Origin of the sequence: Nocardia exalbida NBRC 100660 (assembly GCF_000308575.1) — a bacterium.
Taxonomy (GTDB): domain Bacteria; phylum Actinomycetota; class Actinomycetes; order Mycobacteriales; family Mycobacteriaceae; genus Nocardia; species Nocardia exalbida.
The window spans coordinates 14456-34557 of the sequence record NZ_BAFZ01000082.1 but is presented as its reverse complement, the minus strand read 5'-3'; the positions used below and the strand labels follow the sequence as shown (position 1 = coordinate 34557).

The following is a 20102-nucleotide window of genomic DNA, read 5'->3' as shown; positions in this document are numbered from 1 at the left end:
CGGGAGCCGACCGCGGGCACGGCAGCGGAGGTGTTTGCGGCGGCGGATATGCCTGCCGCAGTGGGCGCGGCTGCGGATGCGCCCGCGGCGCGGAACGTGCGTCCTGCGCTCCGGACGGAGCACGCGGCTGGGACGGTCGAAGCGCCCACGGATGCCAGTATGCCTAGGGCAGCCGACTTCCCTGTGGCCGCGAAGGTAATCGGGGCGGGTGTGCCGGGGGTCGCAATCGTGGAGGGGGCAACGGATGCCCTTGTGGCGGCGGATGTGCCAGCAGCGCGGGACTCGCTTCCAGTGGTGGGCGCGCCGCAGATGGAGCGCGCGGTTGTGGCGGCCGAAGCGCCCATGGCCGCGAGTGTGCCTAGGGCAGCGGATGTCCTTGTGGCGGCGCCTGCGGCCGGGGCGATTGACGTTCGCGCGGCCGCGAGCGCACGTGCGGCGGTGAACAAGCCTGCGGTGCTCGATGTGCCCAGTGCATCCAGTGCGCCCGGGGCGATAGATGGGCACGCGGCGGCAAACCGGGCTGGGTTGGACGAAGTGCCCACGGCCGTGAGTGCGGCTGGGGCAGTGAGTGTGCCCGTGACCGCGAGTGTGCCTGGGGCGGTGAGTGCGGCTGGGGCGGCGAATGCGGCTGTGGCCGCGAGTGCGCGAGCGAGTGTGCCCGGGGTTGCGGCGGTGCCTCCGGCAGTGGACGTGACGGGGCTTGTAAGTGTGCCTGGGGCAGGGGATGAGCCTGCGGCGGCGAATGTGCCTGGAGTCGTTGTCGCGCCCGCGTGCGGGCCGGATTCCGTGGCCGGTGAATCCGACGTCCGGAGGCTCGCGTGGGTGTACCTGTCGCGGGTGGTGCAGGGGCCGTGCGCGCCGCTGTCGGCGCTCATCGAGTCGGTGGGGGTGGTCGAGGCGGCGCGCGCCGTGCGGGAGTGCGCGCTACCCGAACCGCTGCGCGGCCCGACGGCGCAGCGGCGCGATGTCGACGTGGCGGCGCGGGATCTGGAGGCCATCGACCGGATCGGCGGGCGTGTGGTGACGCCGGACGATCCGGAATGGCCCGCCTGGCGCATGCTCGGTCTCGCGCAGCTCGAACCGGGACGGGATCGGGACGGCGCCGTGCCACTGGTGCTGTGGGTGCGCGGCCCGCGCTCGCTGCTGGAGTCCAGTGAGCGCGCAATGGCGGTGGTGGGTGCGCGGTGCAGCACCGGGTACGGCAACCGGGTGACGGGGGAGATCGCGGGCGACCTCGCCGCGCAAGGCTGGACCATTGTCTCCGGGGCGGCGTTCGGGATTGACGCCATGGCGCACCGGGCGGCGCTGGCGGTGGAAGGGGGCACGATCGCCGTGCTGGCCTGCGGCATCGACCGGCCTTATCCGGCGCAGCACGCGCGCCTGCTGGCCGACATCGCCGAATCCGGCTTGGTGGTCAGCGAATACCCGCCCGGTGTCACCGCGCAGAAACACCAATTCCTCGCCCGGAACCGCTTGATCGCCGCCTTGGCCGATGGCGTGCTGGTCGTCGAGGCCGGGCTGCGCAGCGGCGCGCGCAACACCGTCAAATGGGCACGCCGTCTCGGCCGTCCCGCCCTGGCCGTGCCGGGCCCGGTGACCTCGGCCGCTTCGGTGGGCTGCCACCGCATGATCCGCGACGGCGAAGCCCTCCTGGTGACCAGGGCCGAGGAAGTCGCCGACGAGGCGGGGCCGTTGCGGCTGTCGATTCCCGGGGCGGGGGCAGGCGGCAATCCGGAGGACCAGCTGACCGAAGACGAGGCCTTGGTCTTCGCCACGCTGCCGAGGATCGGTGCGCGATTGCCACTGGAGGTGTCCCGGCAGTGCGGATTGCCACTTCCGGTGGTGCGTGCGACGTTGTCCGCCCTCGAATTGGCGGGACTGGTGACGAGTGACGAAAGCGGTTGGCACCGAACGGCGCGTCGCGGATGAACGCGATCGGCGCGGTCGCTTGCCATCCGGACCTCGGGTCGCGACGGTGGAAGCATGGAGGAACTGCCCGAAGATCTGGAAGCGCTGCTGCTCGAGTACGGCAGGCATCTGCGGCTCGGGCGCAACCGGTCGGAGCACACCGTACGCGCTTACCTGGGGGACGCCCGGTCCCTGCTGGAGCATCTGTACACACGGTCGGCCGATTCGGCGATCCGCGAGCTGGACCTGCTGTTGCTGCGTTCATGGCTGGCGCAGCAAGCGGCGGCGGGCGCGGCGCGAACGACCGTGGCCCGAAGAGCGTCGTCGGCGCGCACGTTCACCGCCTGGCTCACCCGGACCGGCCGGTTGCCCGCCGATCCGGGGCTGCGGTTGGGTTCGCCGAAGGCGCATCGCGTCCTTCCCGCCGTACTCGGCAGGCAACAGGCGCTGGGTGCCATGGACGCCGCGGAATCCGGTGCCGCGCAGTGCGATCCGATGGCCCTGCGAGATCGGGCGATCGTGGAATTGCTGTATGCCACCGGCATCCGGGTCAGCGAGCTGTGCGGACTGGACATCGAGGACGTGGACCGCGAGCGGCGGGTGGTGCGGGTGCTCGGCAAAGGCAACAAAGAGCGCTCCGCTCCATTCGGCACGCCCGCCGACGAGGCGGTCGGCAATTGGCTGCGCTATGGCCGCCCCGATTTCGCCACCGCCGCCTCCGGCCGGGCGCTGCTGCTCGGCCGCCGCGGCAGGCGTCTGGATCAGCGCCAGGCCAGAACCGTTGTGCACGAGGTGGTCTCGGCCATCCCCGGCGCACCGGACCTCGGCCCGCACGGTCTGCGGCACACCGCCGCGACCCACCTCCTCGAAGGCGGGGCCGACCTGCGTGTGGTTCAGGAACTCCTCGGCCACGCCAGTATGGCCACCACTCAGCTCTACACCCACGTTTCCATCGATCGGCTCAAGAAAGTGCACGACCAAGCCCACCCCCGGGCTTGACGGCTCGGTCGGGATGTCGCGACACCGGCCGGGGTACTCCGTCCCCGGCGCGGGTAAGCGCAACACCGGACGAACGGCAACCGGTCGGCTCACGGGCTCACGCAATAGTGCACCCGAGCCTCCCGTTCATCCGCGGTACGCCAGCCGCCGGGCCCGGTGTGCACCTGCCGTCGACCGCGTCGTTCGTGCATGGCTCTCGCCGCCGCACCGTCGGACGAGACCGTGAGCACGGCGCGCTGCCCCCGATCCGCGGCCATGCGCGCGGCCGCGATCAGCAGTTGTCAGCTCACGCCTGCTCGACGCGCGGCTGGAGGGACATACAACCGGATCACCGAGACGACGAACTCCGTGCCCGCCGATCGGCGCACGACCTCCGGCAGCACGCCGCCTGCGCCGAGTCCGACATGTCCGACCACGATCTGGTCGCGCTCCGCCACGGCCGCCGCGAGGAGCTTGGGGGTGACAGCCAAGCCGCCGGATCAGCAGGCCAGACCTCCCGGATACCGGTCGCGTTGGTGGACGTACCGCGGGACCGCGGTGCAGGCGTCGAGGTCCGCCTCGCTTCGCGGCGAATGACCACATTCATCCGACCATTCTGGGTCGCTCACCCGCCGGGCCGCCCATTGTCAGACCAATCGGTCTGTTTTGGCGCTTTTGTCGCGTCCGGAGGTTCGCTTCAAGCCCCGCTCACGCAGGGAAGTAGACGAATCCGTATGTGATCGGCCCCGAGGAAGCGCACCCTTAAAGTAGCGAATCAGTGCCCGCAGTTCACGACGTACTTCGAGTGGAAAGACGAACGATGTCTACGGTCAGCGGACCACAGGCCCTGCGTCGCGGACTATACCCACTGACGGGGCAGTCCGCGTGGCCACGTTCTGCCGTTCCTTCCACTTCGCCCCGGCCCGTTGTGCAGGAAAGGGTACGCGAGATTTCCCTCGACGGCGGCGCGTCCAGAATGACGATCGGGCGGTCCGGCGCGGCCGATATCGCCGTGCCTTCCGACCCGACCGTATCCCGGTTGCACGCCATTATCGAGCGCGTGGGCGGATGCTGGGTCATCGTCGACGACGGTCTGTCCAAGAATGGGACATTCGTCAATGGCGAACGCGTCGGCGGGCGGCGGAAACTCGGCTCCGGCGACACGATTCGCGTCGGTCGTTCGGTATTCGTCTTCCGGGCGGCAGACTCCATCGACGAGGAAATGACGCTTGCCCATTCTCCGCTGCCCACCCGTAATTCGCTGACCCCGGCCCAGTATCTCGTTCTGGAGGCGCTGTGCCGCCCTTACGACGCGCACGACGGGTATTCGTATCCCGCCGCCAACCGTCAGATCGCGGACGATTTGTGCCTGAGTCTCTCGACCGTCAAGACGCACATGCGGGCGCTGTTCCGGATATTCCAGGTCGAAGCCCTACCGCCGAATCAGAAACGGCTGTTCCTGGTCGAACGCGCGGTCGAATTAGGCATCGTCAGCGACCAGGAGAGGTAAGGCTCCGGCTGGGATCGTCAGCGGCGGTCCGGGACGAATCAGATCGGTTGGAAACCCGCGCCCGCGCCGCCGCGCGCGTTCACGTCGGCGACGACCGCGGTGATGTCGGTGCCCAGTTGCGGTCCCAGGCACGGGATGGCCAAGTAGCCGTTGACCATGCCGACGAGCGTGCTCCCGACGACCAGCGGCGCGCCCGAATCGCCCTCGACAACGCACGTCTGGGTCCATGTCCTATCGCCGCCGGTGAACACGTCGCCATAGGCTGCACCGCAGGTCCGGCCGGTTGTCCGGCCTTCCTTGCATACCGTGTCCGGCGGTCGGGCGGGGCCGCCGATGGCGGTGATAGTGGTTCCGCCCACCTGGTTGACCGGCGCGACCTTCGCCGGGTCGAACTCGATCACGGCATAGTCCATGGTCTCGTCGGAGTAGGCGATGGTGCCGACGGTACCGGCGTCGCGGTTGCCCTCGGCGACGATGGCGGCGTTCGCGTCCCCGCAGTGCCCCGCGGTGAACCCGACCAGCCGGCCACCGGAGTCGCGCCCGATCGTGGTCAGCGTGCAGATGTTCTGACCGCCGACGACGATGCCGGAGCCGCCACCCAGAACGGATGGAGTCTCGGCGTGCGCGGTCCCGGGTGCCCCGAACAGCGCTGTGGCCGCGGTCAGAGCCGCTGCAGCGCCCACGAGTTTCCTGAACTTGGTCATCCGGTAATTCAACCGCACTAATCGGTTCGTCACGATTGATTCGCAGATGTTTCCCGGTCAGGGCGCCTCCGTGCGGTCCGGAACGAAATCATTTGCTCACGTCTCGATGCATAGCCGGCGCGGGGAGCGGCCGACACAAACGAGACGCCTCGGGTGTGCGGCACAACCCGAGGCGCACTCGTCTTCGAGGCGCTGCCTACGAATGCGATCAAGCGGCGCAGACGAACACGGCGACCGCGTTGACCACCGGTGGTAGCAGCAACAAAGGAGCGCAGAAAATACCCAGCGGCCAAATCAGGCCCAATGTCGCGGGCTCGACCTGAACCGGTACCGGTTGATCCGCTACTTGCGCAGGTCCCGGGGTTACCTCCGGTGCGGCGGAAGCAAGACCTGAACCCAGGGCGATGATCGGTGTGAGCGCTACCGCCGCTGCCGTTGCGCGCATTTTGTTCGTGATCATGATGTCTCCATCGATTGATTGCTTCACCAGCCCTCGTTGGTTGAAGGCCGTCATTGTGAACACACCACCAACTCTTGTCGGCGGGCGCGCGGGAGACCATCAGCCCCGGGGTCGGAATCATTCATACCGGGTGATCCGACGAGACACCGGAGTCGTTATTCTGCGCGGTCTGCGGGCCGTGGGCGCAGCGCTGGACCGGTGGACTTTCACCGGTCCAGCGCCGGTCGCCGACATGATCAGCCGTGCGCGACCGGAGCGGTTTCCGGCTGCTGGGCCGGTTGCGGCCGCGGCGCCCGCAGCAGGACCGCGCCGAGCAGGGCGGCGGCGACACTGAATCCGGCGCTGATCCAGGCCCCGGCGGACATGGCGGCGGTGAAGGCGTCCTTGGCGGGCTCGATGTAGCCCAGCTGGAAGGCGGCGCCGATGGATTCGCGCGCCGCGTCGGGAACGTCGGCGGGCATGTTCGAGGTGAACACGCCGGCCAGCACGCTACCGAGGACGGCGATGCTGATCGCCATGCCGACCTGCTGGATCGTGTCGTTCATCGCGGAGCCCACACCGGCGTGCTGGAGCGGGATCGCGCTCATGATCGCCGCGTAGGCGGCCGGACCCGCCAGACCGCCGCCGACGCCCATCACCAGCATGCTGACCAGAACCCACAGGTATCCGCTCCCGGCCGCGAGGATGCCGAAGGCCACGCCCATGACGAGCAGTCCCGACACGATGAGCGTCTTGTTGCTCAGAGTCTTGCCCAGTGTCGCGCCGAGGCCGTTGCAGACCGCCGCCGCCACGGCGTACGGCAGCAACGCCAGCCCGGCTTTCATCGGACCGTAGCCGAGCACGAACTGCAGGTACTGGGTGAGCATGAGCATGACCGCGCCCATGCCGAAGACCATCAGCAGCAGAGTGAGGGAGGTGCCCGTGAAATCCCGGCTGCGGAATACCGCCAACGGCAACATGGGATGTGCCGAGCGGCTCTCCCAGACGACGAAGCCTGCCGCCGCGAGGACGGCCAGCACGATCACCCCGATGTTCCACTCCCGCTCGATGATCACGTAGACGGTCGCGCTCAGCGCTACGACGGACAGGACAACGCCGACGAGGTCCACCGGCCGTTGTTCGCCGGTGGTCTCGGGCATCAGCACGACGGCGGCGATGATCGCGAGCGCCGCCACCGGGATATTGAGCAGGAACACCGACCCCCACCAGTAGTGCTGGAGCAGGAAGCCGCCCAGCGTGGGCCCGGCGACGATGCCGACCATGGACACCGTCGACCAGGCCGCCATCGCCGTGCGCCGTTCGTCCTCGGCGAAGGTGGTCATGAGGATCGACAGGGTCGACGGCATCAACAGCGACCCGCCGACGCCCATCGCGACGCGGGCGGCCACGACCTGCCACGGTTCGGTCGCCAGCACGGCCGCCAGCGACGCCACCCCGAACACGGCCAGGCCCGTGATCAGCGCTCGTCGCCTGCCGAACCGGTCGGACAGGCTTCCGGCGGTGAGCAGGAGCCCGGCGAAGACCAGCACGTAGGCGTCCAGAATCCACTGCACGTCCGCCGGTGTGGCGCCTAGCTCCCGGATCAGCGACGGGATCGCGAGATTGAGCACGGTGCTGTCGAGCATCAGCACGAGCAAGGACAGACAGAGGACCCCCAGGACCCACCAGCGGCGGGGGTCTCGTACAACGTTCGATTCCACTCGCACAGCGTACGAGAAACTCGAACGCTGTGCGAGGGATTATAAGATCGTGTCGTGACCAAGCAGTTCGCCTCGGTATGGACCAAGCAACCCCGCCAGCCCAGGACATCCGGGTTGCACCGGGAGCAGATCATCGCCGCGGCGTTCGAGATCCTCGACGCCGAAGGTCTGGAGTCGCTGAGCATGCGCAAGCTCGGCGCGAAGCTGGGCGCGGGCGCGACCAGTCTCTACTGGCACGTCTCCAACAAGGAAGAGCTGCTGGAATTGGTGCTCGACCAGTTCTGGGGGGTGGTGCAGATTCCGGAGCCCGAAGAGGCGTCCTGGCGCGAATTGCTCACCACTTTCGCGTACAGCCTCCGCGCGTCCATTCGCGAGCATCCGTGGAGCGTCTCGTTGGTCGGGCAGCTGCCCAGTATCGGTCCCAACTCGCTGCGGCTGAGTGATCGGCTGCGCCGCGCCTTCGTGCGGGCGGGCTTCGAGGGGGTGGACATCTACCTGGCCAGTGGAACGGTGATGTGTTTCGTCCTCGGCCAGGTGACTCCCGAAATCGCCTGGGAGAAGGCGTCGAAGGGGGCCGAGGTCGACACCGACGGCATACTGCGCGTGATGGACGAGGTAGCGGGCGGCTATCCCGAGATGCTCGCGGACTACCGGGCGAGCGTGCCGACCGATCAGGAGGCGGGGCGGGCCATGGCCTTCGACTTCGGCTTGCTTTGCGTCCTCGATGGTTTGCAGGCGCGCCTGCGCGCGATGTCCGAATCTCCGGGGTCGGCCCGAACTGGGGTATCGGGCGAGTGACCGGGGAAATACTGGAACAGGTTATTTTTGGTATAAACCGTGCGGATCGACGGTATCGTGCGAACAAACTGATACCTGTTCTATAGACCTTCTCGCGGCATGTGCGCGGCAACGCGGCGCAGTCTGCCGCAGTTGTGCAGAAAGGCGTCTCCGTGAGTACGCACACCGTCCTCGGCCGAGAGGTGCGCATGCCGGTCCGCATCCGGCTCGCGCACGCGTTCATGGCTACCTATCTGGTGCCCGCCGGGCCGGCGCAGCGCCTCATCGACTACTCCGGCCTGCGGCTGCTCCGGCTGCCGGGCGGGCGGGCGATGTGCACGCTGGTCTTCGTCGACTACGTCGACGGCGATCTGGGCCCCTACAACGAGTTCGGCGTCTCGTTCATGGTGCGCCACCACACCGCCGGCGCGGCCTCGGGATTCGGGGATCTGCGGGCGCTGGTGGCCGGGCAGGCCGGCGTATTGATCCACCGGCTGCCGGTCGACGGTGATTTCACCCTCGCCGCAGGACGCGGTATCTGGGGATTTCCCAAAGAACTCGCCGAATTCGCCGTCGACCACGGTGGCCGGACGCGCACCGGCGCGCTGCACCAGAACGGGCAGCTCATCGCCGATCTCGCGATTCGGCCCGGGTTCGCGACTCCGAACCGCGCCACCGGGTCCTCCTTCGACGCCTACTCGCACATCGATGGCGTCACCCGCTGCACGCGCTGGGAGATGCGGCCTTCGGGTATGCGGGCGCGTTTCGGCGGGGCCGAGCTGACACTCGGGGACCACGAGATCGCCGCGGAACTCCGGTCGCTCGGCCTGCCGAAGCGTGCGGTGATGTCCTCGTCCGTCTCGCGACTGGCCATGACGTTCGAGGACGCGATCGCGGTCTGACGCCGCTGGGTAACCACCCGGTCACGGGCGGGCGGGGAGCGTGGACGGTGCTCATGGCGCCGGTTACGCTGACGTAGCTGATCATTTGCCAATGCTCTCGGTTATGGAGTGTGCCCGTGATCGTCACCGACCGGATCTGCGCGCATGAAGTGGACTTCGAGCTGCGACGACCATCCGAGCACCGGCGACTTCCGGGAGCCTGCCGTCCGGTCGGCTGCCTATGGCAGACATGGTTGCTGACTGGCATGGAACCCCTCGAGGCGGCAGCCGGTCCTCTGCGTGATACGAGGGTTGGCGCGCACGCCAGGGCGAACGTTCCGGCGCGCGTACCGTCACCGATCGCGTTCCCACGGCCGGTGCGGACCAGCCGCGAGCTTCCACTCCTCCCGCTAGCGTGGGGTGGTGTGACCACCGTGCGGTCCGGCGTGAAGCTGCGCGCCGGAAGAACACCTTGTGCCAGGAGCCGCCCCTTCTCGCGGCACGCGTGTGCCGGCCACCCGACCCCCACGTGGGCGGACGCCGCGGGGCGCTCGATCCGAACCGAGGCGGCGTGACGCTGCCGAATCCGGAAGCCGAATCGGAAGAGGGCGACGAGGAACTCGACTACCGCTTCACGCTCGCGAACGAGCGCACCTTCCTGGCCTGGATGCGGACCGCGCTCGGGCTGCTGGCCGGCGGCGTCGCTGTGCACACACTGGTCCAGTCGTTCCGGATCGCAGGGCTGCGGCGCGCGATCGCGTTGAGCTGCCTGGTCTTGGCGGCGGTCGTCGCGGTCGGCGCGTACGCGCACTGGCGGCGCATCGGCGTGGCCATGCGGCGCGGCGATCCGCTGCCGGAGACGGTGCTGGTGCCGATCCTGTCGGCGGGCATCGCGATCGTCTCGGTGCTGGCGGGTGTGGCGGTGCTGCTGCGATGAGCGCGCCGCATCTGTCCGCCGAACGCACCGCGCTGGCTTGGCGGCGCACCGCCGTATCGGCGATGGTCGTCGGCACGCTGTTCATGCATCAGGCGCTCGGCAGTGGGTGGCGCGCGGCCGCCGTCGCGCCCATCGGCGCCGCGATCGCGATGGCGGCGCTGGCCGGGGGCTGCTACCTGCGCAACCGCGCGCTTCACCGAGGCCACTACGCCCATGGCGGCCGCGTCATCGCCGGGACGGCGATGGCGGTGGTCGTGGTCGCGCTGGCCGCCGCGGCGGCCGGTTCTCTCGAACCGCTGCCCTGAAGGGCCGGCGGCCCAGCAAGGTTGGCCGAGACGACAGGAGGACGACAATGAGCACAGCGAGCGAGCCGAGCCACTTCATCGTCGCGGAGCACGAGCGCGCGACCGCCGCCCTGCCTTTCGCCGACACGGCCGATCTGGCCGACTCCGAGCGCGGTTTCATCGCCGCGCTGGAACCCGGCGTGGTCACCTCCGAAGACGGAACCGTCGTGTGGGACAACGACTCCTATTCGTTCCTGCGGGATCCCTGCCCGGCCTCGGTGCATCCCAGCCTGTGGCGGCAGTCGGGCCTCGCGATGCGACAAGGATTGTTCGAGGTGACCGAGGGCATCTATCAGATCCGCGGTTTCGACATCTCCAATATGACGCTGGTCGAAGGCGAAACCGGCGTTCTCGTGATCGATCCGCTGATCTCGGCCGAGACCGCGGCGGCCGGTCTCGCGCTCTACCGCGCCCATCGGGGCGACCGGCCGGTGACCGGTCTGATCTATACGCATTCGCACATCGACCACTTCGGCGGGGCGTGCGGAGTCACCACCGCGGCGGCGGTCGAGGAAGGGCGCTGTCCGGTGCTGGCTCCGGCCGGTTTCCTGGAACACGCGGTGGCCGAGAACATCTACGCGGGAACGGCGATGGCGCGCCGCGCCGGGTACATGTACGGCGCGGTGCTGCCGCGCGGACCGCTGGGCGCGGTGGGCTCCGGGCTCGGTCAGACCACGTCGGTCGGCACGGTCACGCTGATCCCGCCGTCCGTCGACATCACCGCCACCGGCCAAGAGGAGACGATCGACGGCATACGGATGGTCTTCCAGCTCACCCCCGGCACCGAAGCACCCGCGGAGATGAACTTCCACTTCCCCGACCGCCGCGCCCTCTGCATGGCGGAGAACGCGACCCACACGCTGCACAACGTGCTCACGTTGCGCGGCGCGCTGGTACGCGACGCTCATATCTGGGCGAGATATCTGACCGAGGCGATCAACCTGTTCGCCCGCGATTCCGACGTCGTCTTCGCCTCGCACCATTGGCCGACCTGGGGCACCGAACGCCTGGTGGAATTCCTCTCCCTGCAACGCGACCTGTACGGGTACCTGCACGACCAGACCGTCCGCCTGCTGAATCAGGGCTACGTGGGCGCGGAGATCGCCGAGTTGGTCACTCTTCCGCCCGCCATCGAGCAGGCCTGGCACACGCGCGGATACTACGGTTCGGTCAGCCACAACGTGAAGGCCGTCTACCAGCGCTACATGGGCTGGTTCGACGGCAACCCCGCCCACCTGTGGGAGCACCCGCCGGTCGAATCCGCCCGGCGGCACGTGGAATTCATGGGCGGCGCGGACGAAGTGCTGCGCAAGGCGCGGGCCTCCTACGACGCCGGGGACTACCGCTGGGTGGCGCAGGTGCTCAACTACGTCATCTTCGCCGAGCCGGACAACGACGACGCGAAGCAATTGCAGGCCACGACGTTCGAGCAACTGGGCTATGGGGCGGAGAACGCGACCTGGCGCAATTTCTATCTCAGCGGAGCCTACGAGCTGCGCTACGGCTCGTTCGGCACGCCCACCAAGAGCGAATCGCCGACCATGGTGGCGGCACTGAGTATCGACCAGATCTTCGACGCCTTGGCGTTGCGCGTCGACGGCCCCAAGGCGTGGAACCATCGGCTCGTGACGGACTGGATACTCACCGATCAGGACCGCACCCACCGGCTCGAATTGCGCAACGGCCGCCTCACCCACTTCGACATCGCGCCCGGCATGACCCTCCCGGAACCCGATGCCACGTTCACGCTGGCCAAGTCCACCCTGATCCGAGTGTTGCTGGCCGGCGACGACTTCGGCGTCGCGGCAGCCGCGGGCGACATCGTCATCGAGGGAGACGTCACCAAGCTCGCCGAACTGGTCGGCATCTTCGACGCTCCCGATCCCGATTTCGCGATCGTCACCCCGTAGCCCCGGCCGGCGACGGGTGTCCGGGTCAGGCCGACGTCGGCAATGTCGCGAGGTACCGGCCCGCGACGAAGCGCTGGATCAGCCGTACCACGGGTCCCCCGAGCCGGGTGTACCAGGTCGCGGGGCGCGAGAACGCGACGATCAGTCCGTACACCGCGTCATCGGCGGGGTCGTATTCGACGGCGAACAGTTCTTCGCCGGACGCCGGATGTCCGGGCAAGGTTCCGTACGCGAACCCCCGCCGGTCCGGCTCGTCGAGGACGTACACCACGCGGCACGGCGCGGTGATCCCGAATGGGCCGGGTCCGAGCCGCACCGTGATGGAGGTACCGGGTTCGGCCGTCGGGGTGTCGGCGGATCGAAAGATTCCGGTCCCTTTCTGTATCCGGTAGGCCAGGATCTCCGCACCGGCCCGCTCGAACAGCGCGCGTCCCCGACCGATACGTCGCCGCAGCCGTAAACCGTGATAACCCTCCGGCACCGCGTCTCGTGTCGCGCCGACCTGGGAATACGTGAACGACGACCCTGCGCGTCCATCCGCCATGCCCCGATCTTCACCCCACCGCCCACGGTCCCGCCACCCCCGGCTCGCCGACACGCCGGTTGCGATCGTTCCGGGCTCCTCGAAGAAACGACTCGAGCGCCAGGAAACAGCGAGTCATCCGGTGCGGGGGCTCAGAGGCGCAGAGTCGCGCCGCAACGGGAGGGGAGACGCGATCCGGAAGCGTGAGGCGAGACCGGTCGCTGCTGCTGGGTCGAGGGCGGCCCCGTTCGATTCGGGCTCCGGAACGCACCGGTTTCAGCCGCAGGGGAGTGAGGTGGAGCAGCCCGAGGGGGTCGAGATACTCGCGCGTGCGGCGCCGACCGCCCTCGGCGCGGGCTCCCCAGTGCAGACATGCCGTCACACACCCAGGGTGCCCGGACTCGAGTGTCCCGATCCGGGTGCCGCGGCCGACCCGCCTGCCCACGGGAACCTCGGCGCGGACGGGCTCGTAAGTCGTGCGCAGGCCGCCGGGGTGATCGATGGACACGACCGGCTTGTCTGCCACGGTTCCGGCGAACACGACGATCCCTTCTCCCACCGCGAGCACCGCCTGACCCTCGACGCCTGCCAGATCGACCCCTCGATGCCCCGGTAGCCAGTTCTGCGCGGGTTTGTCGAAGTGCCGTTCGACCGCGGGACGTGGTTGCAGGGGCCAGCCGAACCGTCCTTCGGGGCCGGCTGTCGTGGTCGGGGCCGTCGCGACGATCGCGGCGATACCGAGAGCCAAGGCCGAAGAAATACGCCGACGAGTCCACATGGCATTCGAACTGGTCTTCGGTGCCGGGCCGGGAGGTCCGATCACGCTCCGCAGAGGGGTGCGGGCGGCGCGCACAGGTCGCCGCCGGAGGCGGAAGCCGTCTCGGGATGCTCGTGCCCGCCCGCACCGAGCCCGGATTGCCGGAACGGCAGCGGCGCGCGCCGCAGCAGATCGGACAGAGACGGCAGGCAAACGGACCCCGTGCACGCCCCGCGCACGGGCTCCGCGGCAGGAGTCTCGGCACCGACCGGCGGAGCGGCGACGATGCCGAGCACGAAGAACAGGGGGACGAGGAAGGTGGTCGCGGTGGAGAGCGGTTTCATGGCTCCAGCCTTCCGCGGTTGCGGCGGCTCCCAGGGCTCGATTCGTGGAATGTGGATAACGCGCTCGCTTGTGGAAAGCTGACGTTCCGGCTGGTCAAGGCTTCGGATCGAACCGATTTAGGTCTGGGTGCCACGAGGCCGTAAACTGATCGGGCGGTCTGTGTTTGCATGGACCGACTTCGCGCGCCACCCGTGCTTGTTCATAGCGGCGCTGTTCGGATCGAACTCGACATACGTGAGTTCGCGGCAGCGTGTTCGGAACAGGGAATCGCCGGCTGGTCCCACCCTCGCGGTCGGGTCCGACGATTCGGCGGCGCCAGGGCAGTGGATCGCCGATTCACTGCGTCAACCGGCAAATGAAAGAGAGATACGGGAGCTATGGCTGTCGTAACCATGAAGCAGCTGCTCGACAGCGGCGCACACTTCGGACACCAGACCCGGCGCTGGAACCCGAAGATGAAGCGGTTCATCTTCACCGACCGCAACGGCATCTACATCATCGACCTGCAGCAGACGCTGACCTACATCGACAAGGCCTACGAGTTCGTCAAGGAGACCGTCGCCCACGGTGGCACCGTCCTCTTCGTCGGCACCAAGAAGCAGGCCCAGGAGTCGATCGCGGCCGAGGCGACTCGCGTCGGGATGCCCTACGTCAACCAGCGCTGGCTGGGCGGCATGCTCACCAACTTCTCCACCGTGCACAAGCGCCTGCAGCGCCTCAAGGAGCTCGAGGCCATGGAGCAGACCGGTGGCTTCGAGGGTCGCACCAAGAAGGAAATCCTCATGCTGACGCGTGAGATGAACAAGCTGGAGCGCACCCTCGGCGGTATCCGCGACATGCAGAAGGTGCCCTCGGCCATCTGGGTCGTCGACACCAACAAGGAGCACATCGCCGTCGGCGAGGCGCGCAAGCTGAACATCCCGGTCATCGCGATCCTGGACACCAACTGCGACCCCGACCTGGTCGACTACCCGATCCCGGGTAACGACGACGCGATCCGCTCCGCCGCCCTGCTGACCAAGGTCGTCGCCTCCGCGGTGGCCGAGGGTGTGCAGGCGCGCGCAGGCGCGTCCTCGGGCGACGAGAAGCCGGAGGCGGGCGCGGGCGAGCCGCTGGCCGAGTGGGAGCAGGAGCTGCTCGCGCAGGCCGCCCCCGCCGCCGAGGCCACCGAGACCTCGGCCGAGGCCTCGGCTGAGGCCTGAGTCTCGTCGTAACGCACAGTTTCGGCGGCGATCACGAGCGAGTGCCATCGTGATCGCCGCTGCCAACACTCATACTTCTCCAAAGGAGGCTCGCCGAGAATGGCGAACTACACCGCTGCCGATGTGAAGCGGCTCCGGGAGCTGACCGGCTCCGGCATGATGGACTGCAAGAACGCGCTGGCCGAGACCGACGGTGATTTCGACAAGGCCGTCGAGCTGCTGCGCATCAAGGGCGCGAAGGACGTCGGCAAGCGTGCCGAGCGGACCACCGCCGAAGGCCTGGTCGCCGCCAAGGACGGCGTCATGGTCGAGATCAACTCCGAGACCGACTTCGTCGCGAAGAACGCGGAGTTCCAGCAGCTGGCCGAGCAGGTCGTCGCCGCGGCGGCGGCCGCCAAGCCCGGCGACCTGGAGACGCTGAAGGCGCTGGACCTGGGCGGCAAGACCGTCGACGAGGCGGTGCAGGCGCTGGCCGCGAAGATCGGCGAGAAGCTCGAGCTGCGCCGTGTCATCTCGCTGGACGGCCCGGTCGCCACCTACCTGCACAAGCGTGCCTCCGACCTGCCGCCCGCCGTCGGCGTGCTGGTCGAGTACACCGGCGAAGGTGACGCCGCGGCTGAGGCCGCCCGCTCCGCCGCCATGCAGGTCGCCGCGCTCAAGGCCAAGTACGTGACCCGCGACGAGGTTCCTGCCGACATCGTGGAGAACGAGCGCCGCATCGCCGAGCAGACCGCTCGCGAGGAGGGCAAGCCCGAGGCCGCGCTGCCGAAGATCACCGAGGGCCGGGTCAACGGCTTCTTCAAGGATGTCGTGCTGCTCGAGCAGCCGTCGGTCACCGATTCGAAGAAGACCGTCAAGGCGTTGCTGGACGAGGCCGGTGTCACCGTCACCCGCTTCGCCCGCTTCGAGGTCGGCGCGAACTGAGTCTCGCCGCACCCCCAGCGTGCAGGCCCCCCGCCGACCGAACGAACGCCGGTTGACGGGGGGCCTTCTGCTGCCGCTCCAACCGAATAAGGCAGGATGGATGCCGCTCTGCCTTGCTCTACGTCACAGGCGCCTGCCGCGCGCAACGAATCGCCGCTAGAACGACAATCCCTCGCCGAAGGAGACTGGAGACCCATGACGGACCCGGGGACCGATCGCCCAGGATATCGCCGGGTACTGCTGAAACTCGGCGGGGAGATGTTCGGCGGCGGGAAGGTCGGGCTCGACCCGGACGTCGTGCAGACGGTGGCCGAGCAGATCGCCGAGGTGGTCGCCACCGGCATGCAGGTGGCCGTCGTGATCGGCGGCGGGAACTTCTTCCGCGGCGCCGAACTCGAGGAACGCGGCATGGAACGCGCGCGTTCCGACTACATGGGCATGCTCGGCACGGTGATGAACAGCCTTGCCCTGCAAGACTTCCTGCAGCAGCAGGGCGTGGACACCCGGGTGCAGACCGCGATCACCATGGGCCAGGTCGCCGAGCCCTACCTCCCGCTGCGCGCCAAGCGTCACCTGGAGAAGGGCCGCGTGGTCATCTTCGGCGCGGGGATGGGCATGCCGTACTTCTCCACCGACACCACCGCCGCGCAGCGAGCGCTGGAGATCGGCGCGGACGTGGTGTTGATGGCCAAGGCGGTCGACGGGGTGTTCACCGCCGACCCGCGCGTCGACGAGACCGCGACCATGTACTCCGAGATCACGCACAAAGAGGTCATCGAGCGCGACCTCAAGGTCGCGGACGCGACCGCCTTCAGCTTGTGCATGGACAACCAGATGCCGATTCTGGTGTTCAATTTGTTGACCAAGGGCAATATCGCCCGCGCGGTCGCCGGTGAGAAGATCGGCACACTGGTTCGGTCCTGATACCCGCGGACCGCGGATCATGACATGACGACGCTGTGGAGGAAACGGTCGTGATTGAAGAAGCGCTCTTCGACGCCGAGGAGAAGATGGAAAAGGCCGTCTCGGTAGCGAAGGACGATCTCGGAACCATTCGCACCGGGCGGGCGAATCCGGGCATGTTCTCCCGGGTCGTGGTCGACTACTACGGATCGCCGACCCCGATCACCCAGATGTCCAGCATCACGGTGCCGGAGCCGCGCATGGTCGTGATCAAACCCTACGAGGCGGGCCAGCTCGGCGCGATCGAGACGGCGATCCGCAACTCGGATCTCGGGGTCAACCCCACCAACAACGGTGACATCATCCGGATCTCGGTGCCGCAGCTGACCGAGGAGCGCCGCCGTGAACTCGCCAAGCAGGCGAGGGGCAAGGGCGAGGACGCCAAGGTCGCCATCCGCAACGTCCGTCGCAAGGCGATGGACGAACTGTCTCGTATCCAGAAGGATGGCGAGGCGGGCGAGGACGAGGTCGGGCGCGCCGAGAAGGAACTCGACAAGACCACCGCCAAGTATGTCGGCCAGGTCGACGAATTGGTCAAGCACAAGGAAGCCGAACTGCTCGAGGTCTGACGCGGATCGGTCGGCAGGCGGGACGGCTCCGGAGGAGGCCGGATCACCGCGACTGCCGGCGGAACAGCGCCAAGGCCCGCCCGGGCGGGGGACGAACGGAACGACGAGTTGAGCGACGGGACAATCGTGGCCGAGAATGCCGCCGCGACCGGTGCGGCAGAGGAGCCGCCGGTGAACGGGACAGCCGATGCGATGCGACAGCACCCGCACGACTCTGGTGCGTCCGGTCATGAACCGTTAGGCGGCCCCGCGGCATCCGATCCCGCTCCCGCGCCCGCGTCGAAAAGTTCGCGCGCGGGCCGGAATCTGCCCGCCGCGCTGACCGTCGGCTTCGGGCTGGGGCTTTCGCTGATCGCGATCCTGCTGTTCGTGCCGAAAGTGTTCATCGGCGTCGCGGCGGCCGGGGTCGGCGTGGCCACCTGGGAGGTCGCCAAGCGGCTGCGCGAGGCCGACGTGCTCGTCCCGCGGGTTCCGCTGATCGCGGGTGGCCAGGCGGTGTTCTGGCTGGGCTGGCCGTACGGGGCCAGCGGCGTCGCGGGCGCGTTCGCCGCCACCACGCTGATCTGCATGGTGTGGCGGCTGTTCGATCACGGCTTGCGGACCGCGCCGCGAAACTTCTTGCGCGACACGGCCATCACGGTGTTCACGCTGGCCTGGATCCCCTTGCTGGCCTCGTTCGCCACGCTGCTGCTGCTCGAGCCGGACGGCAATCTGCGGGTGCTGACCTTCATGATCCTGGTGGTCTGCTCCGATGTCGGCGGTTACGTGGCGGGCGTGCTGTTCGGCAAGCATCCGATGGTGCCCTCGATCAGCCCGAAGAAGTCGTGGGAGGGTTTCGCCGGTTCGCTGGTGTTCAGCGTGATCGGCGGTCTGCTCACGGTGACGCTGCTGCTGGAGGCCAACTCGATGATCGGCGTCGTGCTCGGCGTCGGCCTGGTGCTGGTGGCCACCTGCGGCGATCTGATCGAATCGCAGATCAAGCGCGAACTCGGCATCAAGGACATGGGCACCTTGCTGCCGGGTCACGGGGGCATCATGGACCGCCTCGACTCCATGCTTCCTTCGGCGTTCGTCTCCTGGCTGGTGCTGTCGACGCTGCTGTGATCGGGCGCGTCAGCCCTTCTTGGCCGCCTTGCGCAACTGCAGGATACGAACGCCGCCCACCGAGGCCATGACGAGTGCGCCGCCGATCACCGACAGCAGCACGGTGACGCCGAGCGGCAGCGAGAAGTCCCAGAAGAAGAAGTGCACCTGGATCTGCTCCAAGTTCTGCAGGATGAAGATCAGCAACAGGACCAGGATCAAGACGCCGGTGACGAGCCCGCTCCAGGCGTAACCGGTGCGCGAGGACAGTGATTTCTTGACAGGGGCGACAGGCGGGGCGCCGGGCGGCGTCGTGCGTTGGCGCTGCGACAGGTCCGGGTCCGGCTCCGTCGGGTATTCGGGGTGCGTGGACATATCTCGATCATGGCCGACAGCTATCGTGGCCGCAGGTATTTCCCGGCGACCGACCGGGCATGTCGGCCCCGACTGTGGTCGAGTGCCCGGGTAGTTCCGGCGGATGGGAGAATGGAACAACTATGACCGTCTCCCTGCCCCTGGTTTTCGACGCTCCGCGCCGCGGCATGCCGCCTCGGCATCTCGCCGACCTCGATGCCGAGGGCAGGCGCGCGGCCGTCGAGGAACTGGGCCTGCCGAAATTCCGCGCCGATCAGATCGCGCGCCAGTACTACGCGCGATTGCAGGCCGATCCGGCGCGGATGACCGATCTGCCCGCCGCGGTGCGGGAGAAGATCGGCGAGGCGCTGTTCCCGCCGTTGTTGAGCGTGGTCAAGCACGTGGCGTGCGACGCGGGGGAGACCCGCAAGACATTGTGGCGCGCGGGCGACGGGACGCTGCTGGAAAGCGTCCTGATGCGCTACCCCGACCGCGCGACCTTGTGCATCTCCAGCCAGGCCGGTTGCGGCATGGCGTGCCCGTTCTGCGCCACCGGACAGGGCGGGCTCAACCGCAACCTGTCCACCGCCGAGATCGTCGACCAGGTGCGTGCCGCGGCCGCGGCGCTGCGGGACGGCGAAGTGGCGGGTGGGCCCGGCAGGCTGTCCAACATCGTCTTCATGGGTATGGGCGAGCCGCTGGCCAATTACAAGCGGGTGGTCGCGGCGGTCCGCCGGATCACCTCGCCCGCGCCGGACGGCCTCGGCATCTCCCAGCGCAACGTCGTGGTCTCGACCGTCGGGCTCGCTCCGGCCATCCGCAAGCTGGCCGACGAGGGATTGTCGGTCACGCTCGCGGTCTCCCTACACACGCCCGACGACGAACTGCGCGACACCCTCGTCCCGGTCAACAATCGCTGGCCGATCGCCGAGGTGCTCGACGCGGCCCGCTACTACGCGGACAAGACCGGCCGCCGCGTCTCGGTCGAGTACGCGCTCATCCGCGACATCAACGACCATCCGTGGCGCGCGGACATGCTGGGCGAGAAGTTGCACAAGGCGCTCGGCTCCCGCGTGCACGTCAACGTCATCCCGCTCAACCCCACGCCCGGCTCGAAGTGGGACGCCAGCCCCAAGCCGGTCGAGCAGGAGTTCGTCCGTCGCGTCAACGCCCAGGGCGTGCCCTGCACGGTCCGTGACACCCGCGGCCAGGAAATCGCCGCCGCCTGCGGTCAGCTGGCAGCGGAAGCCTGACTCGTTCAACGGGCATGCCT

The 20102-nt window shown here is 68.3% G+C and carries 21 protein-coding genes and 1 pseudogene; 14 read left to right on the top strand and 8 right to left on the bottom strand.

Annotated features, from left to right (window positions below; genetic code table 11):
• Nucleotides 1–786 precede the first annotated feature (786 nt).
• The gene (dprA, locus tag ON29_RS19745) at nt 787–1929 is read left to right on the top strand and encodes a DNA-processing protein DprA (RefSeq protein ID WP_040868297.1); all 1143 of its coding nucleotides are present in this window, start codon (nt 787–789) and stop codon (nt 1927–1929) included.
• A 54-nt stretch (nt 1930–1983) separates the two neighbouring features.
• Entirely contained in the window at nt 1984–2907 is a 924-nt protein-coding gene (locus tag ON29_RS19740) for a tyrosine-type recombinase/integrase (protein WP_040868295.1), read from the top strand.
• 281 nt (nt 2908–3188) lie between these two features.
• Here the strand turns inward: ON29_RS19740 and ON29_RS19735 are convergent, their stop codons facing one another.
• Complete coding sequence (locus ON29_RS19735; protein WP_040868293.1) at nt 3189–3377, bottom strand: hypothetical protein; 189 nt, start codon at nt 3375–3377, stop codon at nt 3189–3191.
• A gap of 329 nt (nt 3378–3706) precedes the next feature.
• On the opposite strand from ON29_RS19735, the gene ON29_RS19730 reads away from it, so the two are divergent.
• Nucleotides 3707–4396 (top strand): FHA domain-containing protein, encoded by a 690-nt coding sequence (locus tag ON29_RS19730; protein WP_083863832.1) that lies wholly within the window; start codon nt 3707–3709, stop codon nt 4394–4396.
• 38 nt (nt 4397–4434) lie between these two features.
• On the opposite strand, the gene ON29_RS19725 is transcribed toward ON29_RS19730, so the two are convergent.
• The 3 genes from ON29_RS19725 to ON29_RS19720 all read right to left on the bottom strand — a co-directional run bounded on the left by ON29_RS19725 (nt 4435) and on the right by ON29_RS19720 (nt 7260).
• Nucleotides 4435–5100: a chymotrypsin family serine protease gene (locus tag ON29_RS19725; protein WP_040868289.1), complete on the bottom strand. Its 666-nt coding sequence runs from the start codon at nt 5098–5100 to the stop codon at nt 4435–4437.
• A gap of 208 nt (nt 5101–5308) precedes the next feature.
• Nucleotides 5309–5623 carry a hypothetical protein gene (locus ON29_RS35960; protein ID WP_157172835.1) on the bottom strand — a complete coding sequence of 105 codons (315 nt, stop codon included), beginning with the start codon at nt 5621–5623 and terminating at the stop codon, nt 5309–5311.
• A 173-nt stretch (nt 5624–5796) separates the two neighbouring features.
• The gene (locus ON29_RS19720) at nt 5797–7260 is read right to left on the bottom strand and encodes an MFS transporter (RefSeq protein WP_040868287.1); all 1464 of its coding nucleotides are present in this window, start codon (nt 7258–7260) and stop codon (nt 5797–5799) included.
• A gap of 54 nt (nt 7261–7314) precedes the next feature.
• Between ON29_RS19720 and ON29_RS19715 the strand changes: the two genes are divergently transcribed.
• The 5 genes from ON29_RS19715 to ON29_RS19695 all read left to right on the top strand — a co-directional run bounded on the left by ON29_RS19715 (nt 7315) and on the right by ON29_RS19695 (nt 12109).
• Complete coding sequence (locus ON29_RS19715) at nt 7315–8058, top strand: TetR/AcrR family transcriptional regulator (RefSeq protein ID WP_040868285.1); 744 nt, start codon at nt 7315–7317, stop codon at nt 8056–8058.
• A gap of 152 nt (nt 8059–8210) precedes the next feature.
• Complete coding sequence (locus ON29_RS19710) at nt 8211–8939, top strand: acetoacetate decarboxylase family protein (RefSeq protein WP_040868345.1); 729 nt, start codon at nt 8211–8213, stop codon at nt 8937–8939.
• A gap of 550 nt (nt 8940–9489) precedes the next feature.
• Nucleotides 9490–9855, top strand: a complete 366-nt coding sequence (locus tag ON29_RS19705; RefSeq protein WP_040868283.1) for a YidH family protein — start codon at nt 9490–9492, stop codon at nt 9853–9855.
• A complete protein-coding gene (locus tag ON29_RS19700) occupies nt 9852–10160 on the top strand; it encodes a DUF202 domain-containing protein (protein ID WP_040868281.1) in 309 nt (102 codons plus the stop codon). Before ON29_RS19705 ends, ON29_RS19700 begins: the two co-directional genes overlap by 4 nt.
• A 47-nt stretch (nt 10161–10207) precedes the next feature.
• Nucleotides 10208–12109: an alkyl/aryl-sulfatase gene (locus tag ON29_RS19695; RefSeq protein ID WP_040868280.1), complete on the top strand. Its 1902-nt coding sequence runs from the start codon at nt 10208–10210 to the stop codon at nt 12107–12109.
• Nucleotides 12110–12134: 25 nt separating this feature from the next.
• On the opposite strand, the gene ON29_RS19690 is transcribed toward ON29_RS19695, so the two are convergent.
• From ON29_RS19690 to ON29_RS19680, 3 genes and pseudogenes are all read right to left on the bottom strand, one after another.
• The gene (locus tag ON29_RS19690) at nt 12135–12653 is read right to left on the bottom strand and encodes a DUF1990 domain-containing protein (RefSeq protein ID WP_040868278.1); all 519 of its coding nucleotides are present in this window, start codon (nt 12651–12653) and stop codon (nt 12135–12137) included.
• Between the two features lie 241 nt (nt 12654–12894).
• A pseudogene (locus tag ON29_RS19685) lies at nt 12895–13410 on the bottom strand (M23 family metallopeptidase); the annotation flags it as partial.
• 41 nt (nt 13411–13451) lie between these two features.
• A complete protein-coding gene (locus ON29_RS19680; RefSeq protein ID WP_040868277.1) occupies nt 13452–13733 on the bottom strand; it encodes a hypothetical protein in 282 nt (93 codons plus the stop codon).
• A 378-nt stretch (nt 13734–14111) separates the two neighbouring features.
• On the opposite strand from ON29_RS19680, the gene rpsB reads away from it, so the two are divergent.
• The 5 genes from rpsB to ON29_RS19655 all read left to right on the top strand — a co-directional run bounded on the left by rpsB (nt 14112) and on the right by ON29_RS19655 (nt 18496).
• The gene (gene rpsB, locus ON29_RS19675) at nt 14112–14936 is read left to right on the top strand and encodes a 30S ribosomal protein S2 (protein WP_040868275.1); all 825 of its coding nucleotides are present in this window, start codon (nt 14112–14114) and stop codon (nt 14934–14936) included.
• Between the two features lie 99 nt (nt 14937–15035).
• On the top strand, nt 15036–15860 hold the full coding sequence (gene tsf / locus ON29_RS19670; protein ID WP_040868273.1) for a translation elongation factor Ts: 825 nt from the start codon (nt 15036–15038) through the stop codon (nt 15858–15860).
• Between the two features lie 195 nt (nt 15861–16055).
• Nucleotides 16056–16784 (top strand): UMP kinase, encoded by a 729-nt coding sequence (gene pyrH / locus ON29_RS19665; protein ID WP_040868271.1) that lies wholly within the window; start codon nt 16056–16058, stop codon nt 16782–16784.
• A gap of 50 nt (nt 16785–16834) precedes the next feature.
• A complete protein-coding gene (gene frr / locus ON29_RS19660; RefSeq protein WP_040868343.1) occupies nt 16835–17392 on the top strand; it encodes a ribosome recycling factor in 558 nt (185 codons plus the stop codon).
• Nucleotides 17393–17584: 192 nt separating this feature from the next.
• Nucleotides 17585–18496: a phosphatidate cytidylyltransferase gene (locus ON29_RS19655; RefSeq protein WP_040868341.1), complete on the top strand. Its 912-nt coding sequence runs from the start codon at nt 17585–17587 to the stop codon at nt 18494–18496.
• Nucleotides 18497–18505: 9 nt separating this feature from the next.
• On the opposite strand, the gene ON29_RS19650 is transcribed toward ON29_RS19655, so the two are convergent.
• Nucleotides 18506–18850 (bottom strand): LapA family protein, encoded by a 345-nt coding sequence (locus ON29_RS19650; protein ID WP_083863826.1) that lies wholly within the window; start codon nt 18848–18850, stop codon nt 18506–18508.
• 122 nt (nt 18851–18972) lie between these two features.
• Between ON29_RS19650 and rlmN the strand changes: the two genes are divergently transcribed.
• Nucleotides 18973–20082 carry a dual-specificity RNA methyltransferase RlmN gene (gene rlmN / locus ON29_RS19645; protein ID WP_040868269.1) on the top strand — a complete coding sequence of 370 codons (1110 nt, stop codon included), beginning with the start codon at nt 18973–18975 and terminating at the stop codon, nt 20080–20082.
• Nucleotides 20083–20102 lie beyond the last annotated feature (20 nt).

Coding starts and splice junctions, on each gene's coding strand:
- ON29_RS19740 (WP_040868295.1), top strand. CDS start 1,984: ATGGAGGAACTGCCCGAAGATCTGGAAGCGCTGCTGCTCGAGTACGGC.
- ON29_RS19730 (WP_083863832.1), top strand. CDS start 3,707: ATGTCTACGGTCAGCGGACCACAGGCCCTGCGTCGCGGACTATACCCA.
- ON29_RS19725 (WP_040868289.1), bottom strand. CDS start 5,100: ATGACCAAGTTCAGGAAACTCGTGGGCGCTGCAGCGGCTCTGACCGCG.
- ON29_RS19700 (WP_040868281.1), top strand. CDS start 9,852: ATGAGCGCGCCGCATCTGTCCGCCGAACGCACCGCGCTGGCTTGGCGG.
- ON29_RS19695 (WP_040868280.1), top strand. CDS start 10,208: ATGAGCACAGCGAGCGAGCCGAGCCACTTCATCGTCGCGGAGCACGAG.
- ON29_RS19690 (WP_040868278.1), bottom strand. CDS start 12,653: ATGGCGGATGGACGCGCAGGGTCGTCGTTCACGTATTCCCAGGTCGGC.
- ON29_RS19680 (WP_040868277.1), bottom strand. CDS start 13,733: ATGAAACCGCTCTCCACCGCGACCACCTTCCTCGTCCCCCTGTTCTTC.
- rpsB (WP_040868275.1), top strand. CDS start 14,112: ATGGCTGTCGTAACCATGAAGCAGCTGCTCGACAGCGGCGCACACTTC.
- tsf (WP_040868273.1), top strand. CDS start 15,036: ATGGCGAACTACACCGCTGCCGATGTGAAGCGGCTCCGGGAGCTGACC.
- pyrH (WP_040868271.1), top strand. CDS start 16,056: ATGACGGACCCGGGGACCGATCGCCCAGGATATCGCCGGGTACTGCTG.
- ON29_RS19655 (WP_040868341.1), top strand. CDS start 17,585: ATGCGACAGCACCCGCACGACTCTGGTGCGTCCGGTCATGAACCGTTA.
- ON29_RS19650 (WP_083863826.1), bottom strand. CDS start 18,850: ATGTCCACGCACCCCGAATACCCGACGGAGCCGGACCCGGACCTGTCG.
- rlmN (WP_040868269.1), top strand. CDS start 18,973: ATGACCGTCTCCCTGCCCCTGGTTTTCGACGCTCCGCGCCGCGGCATG.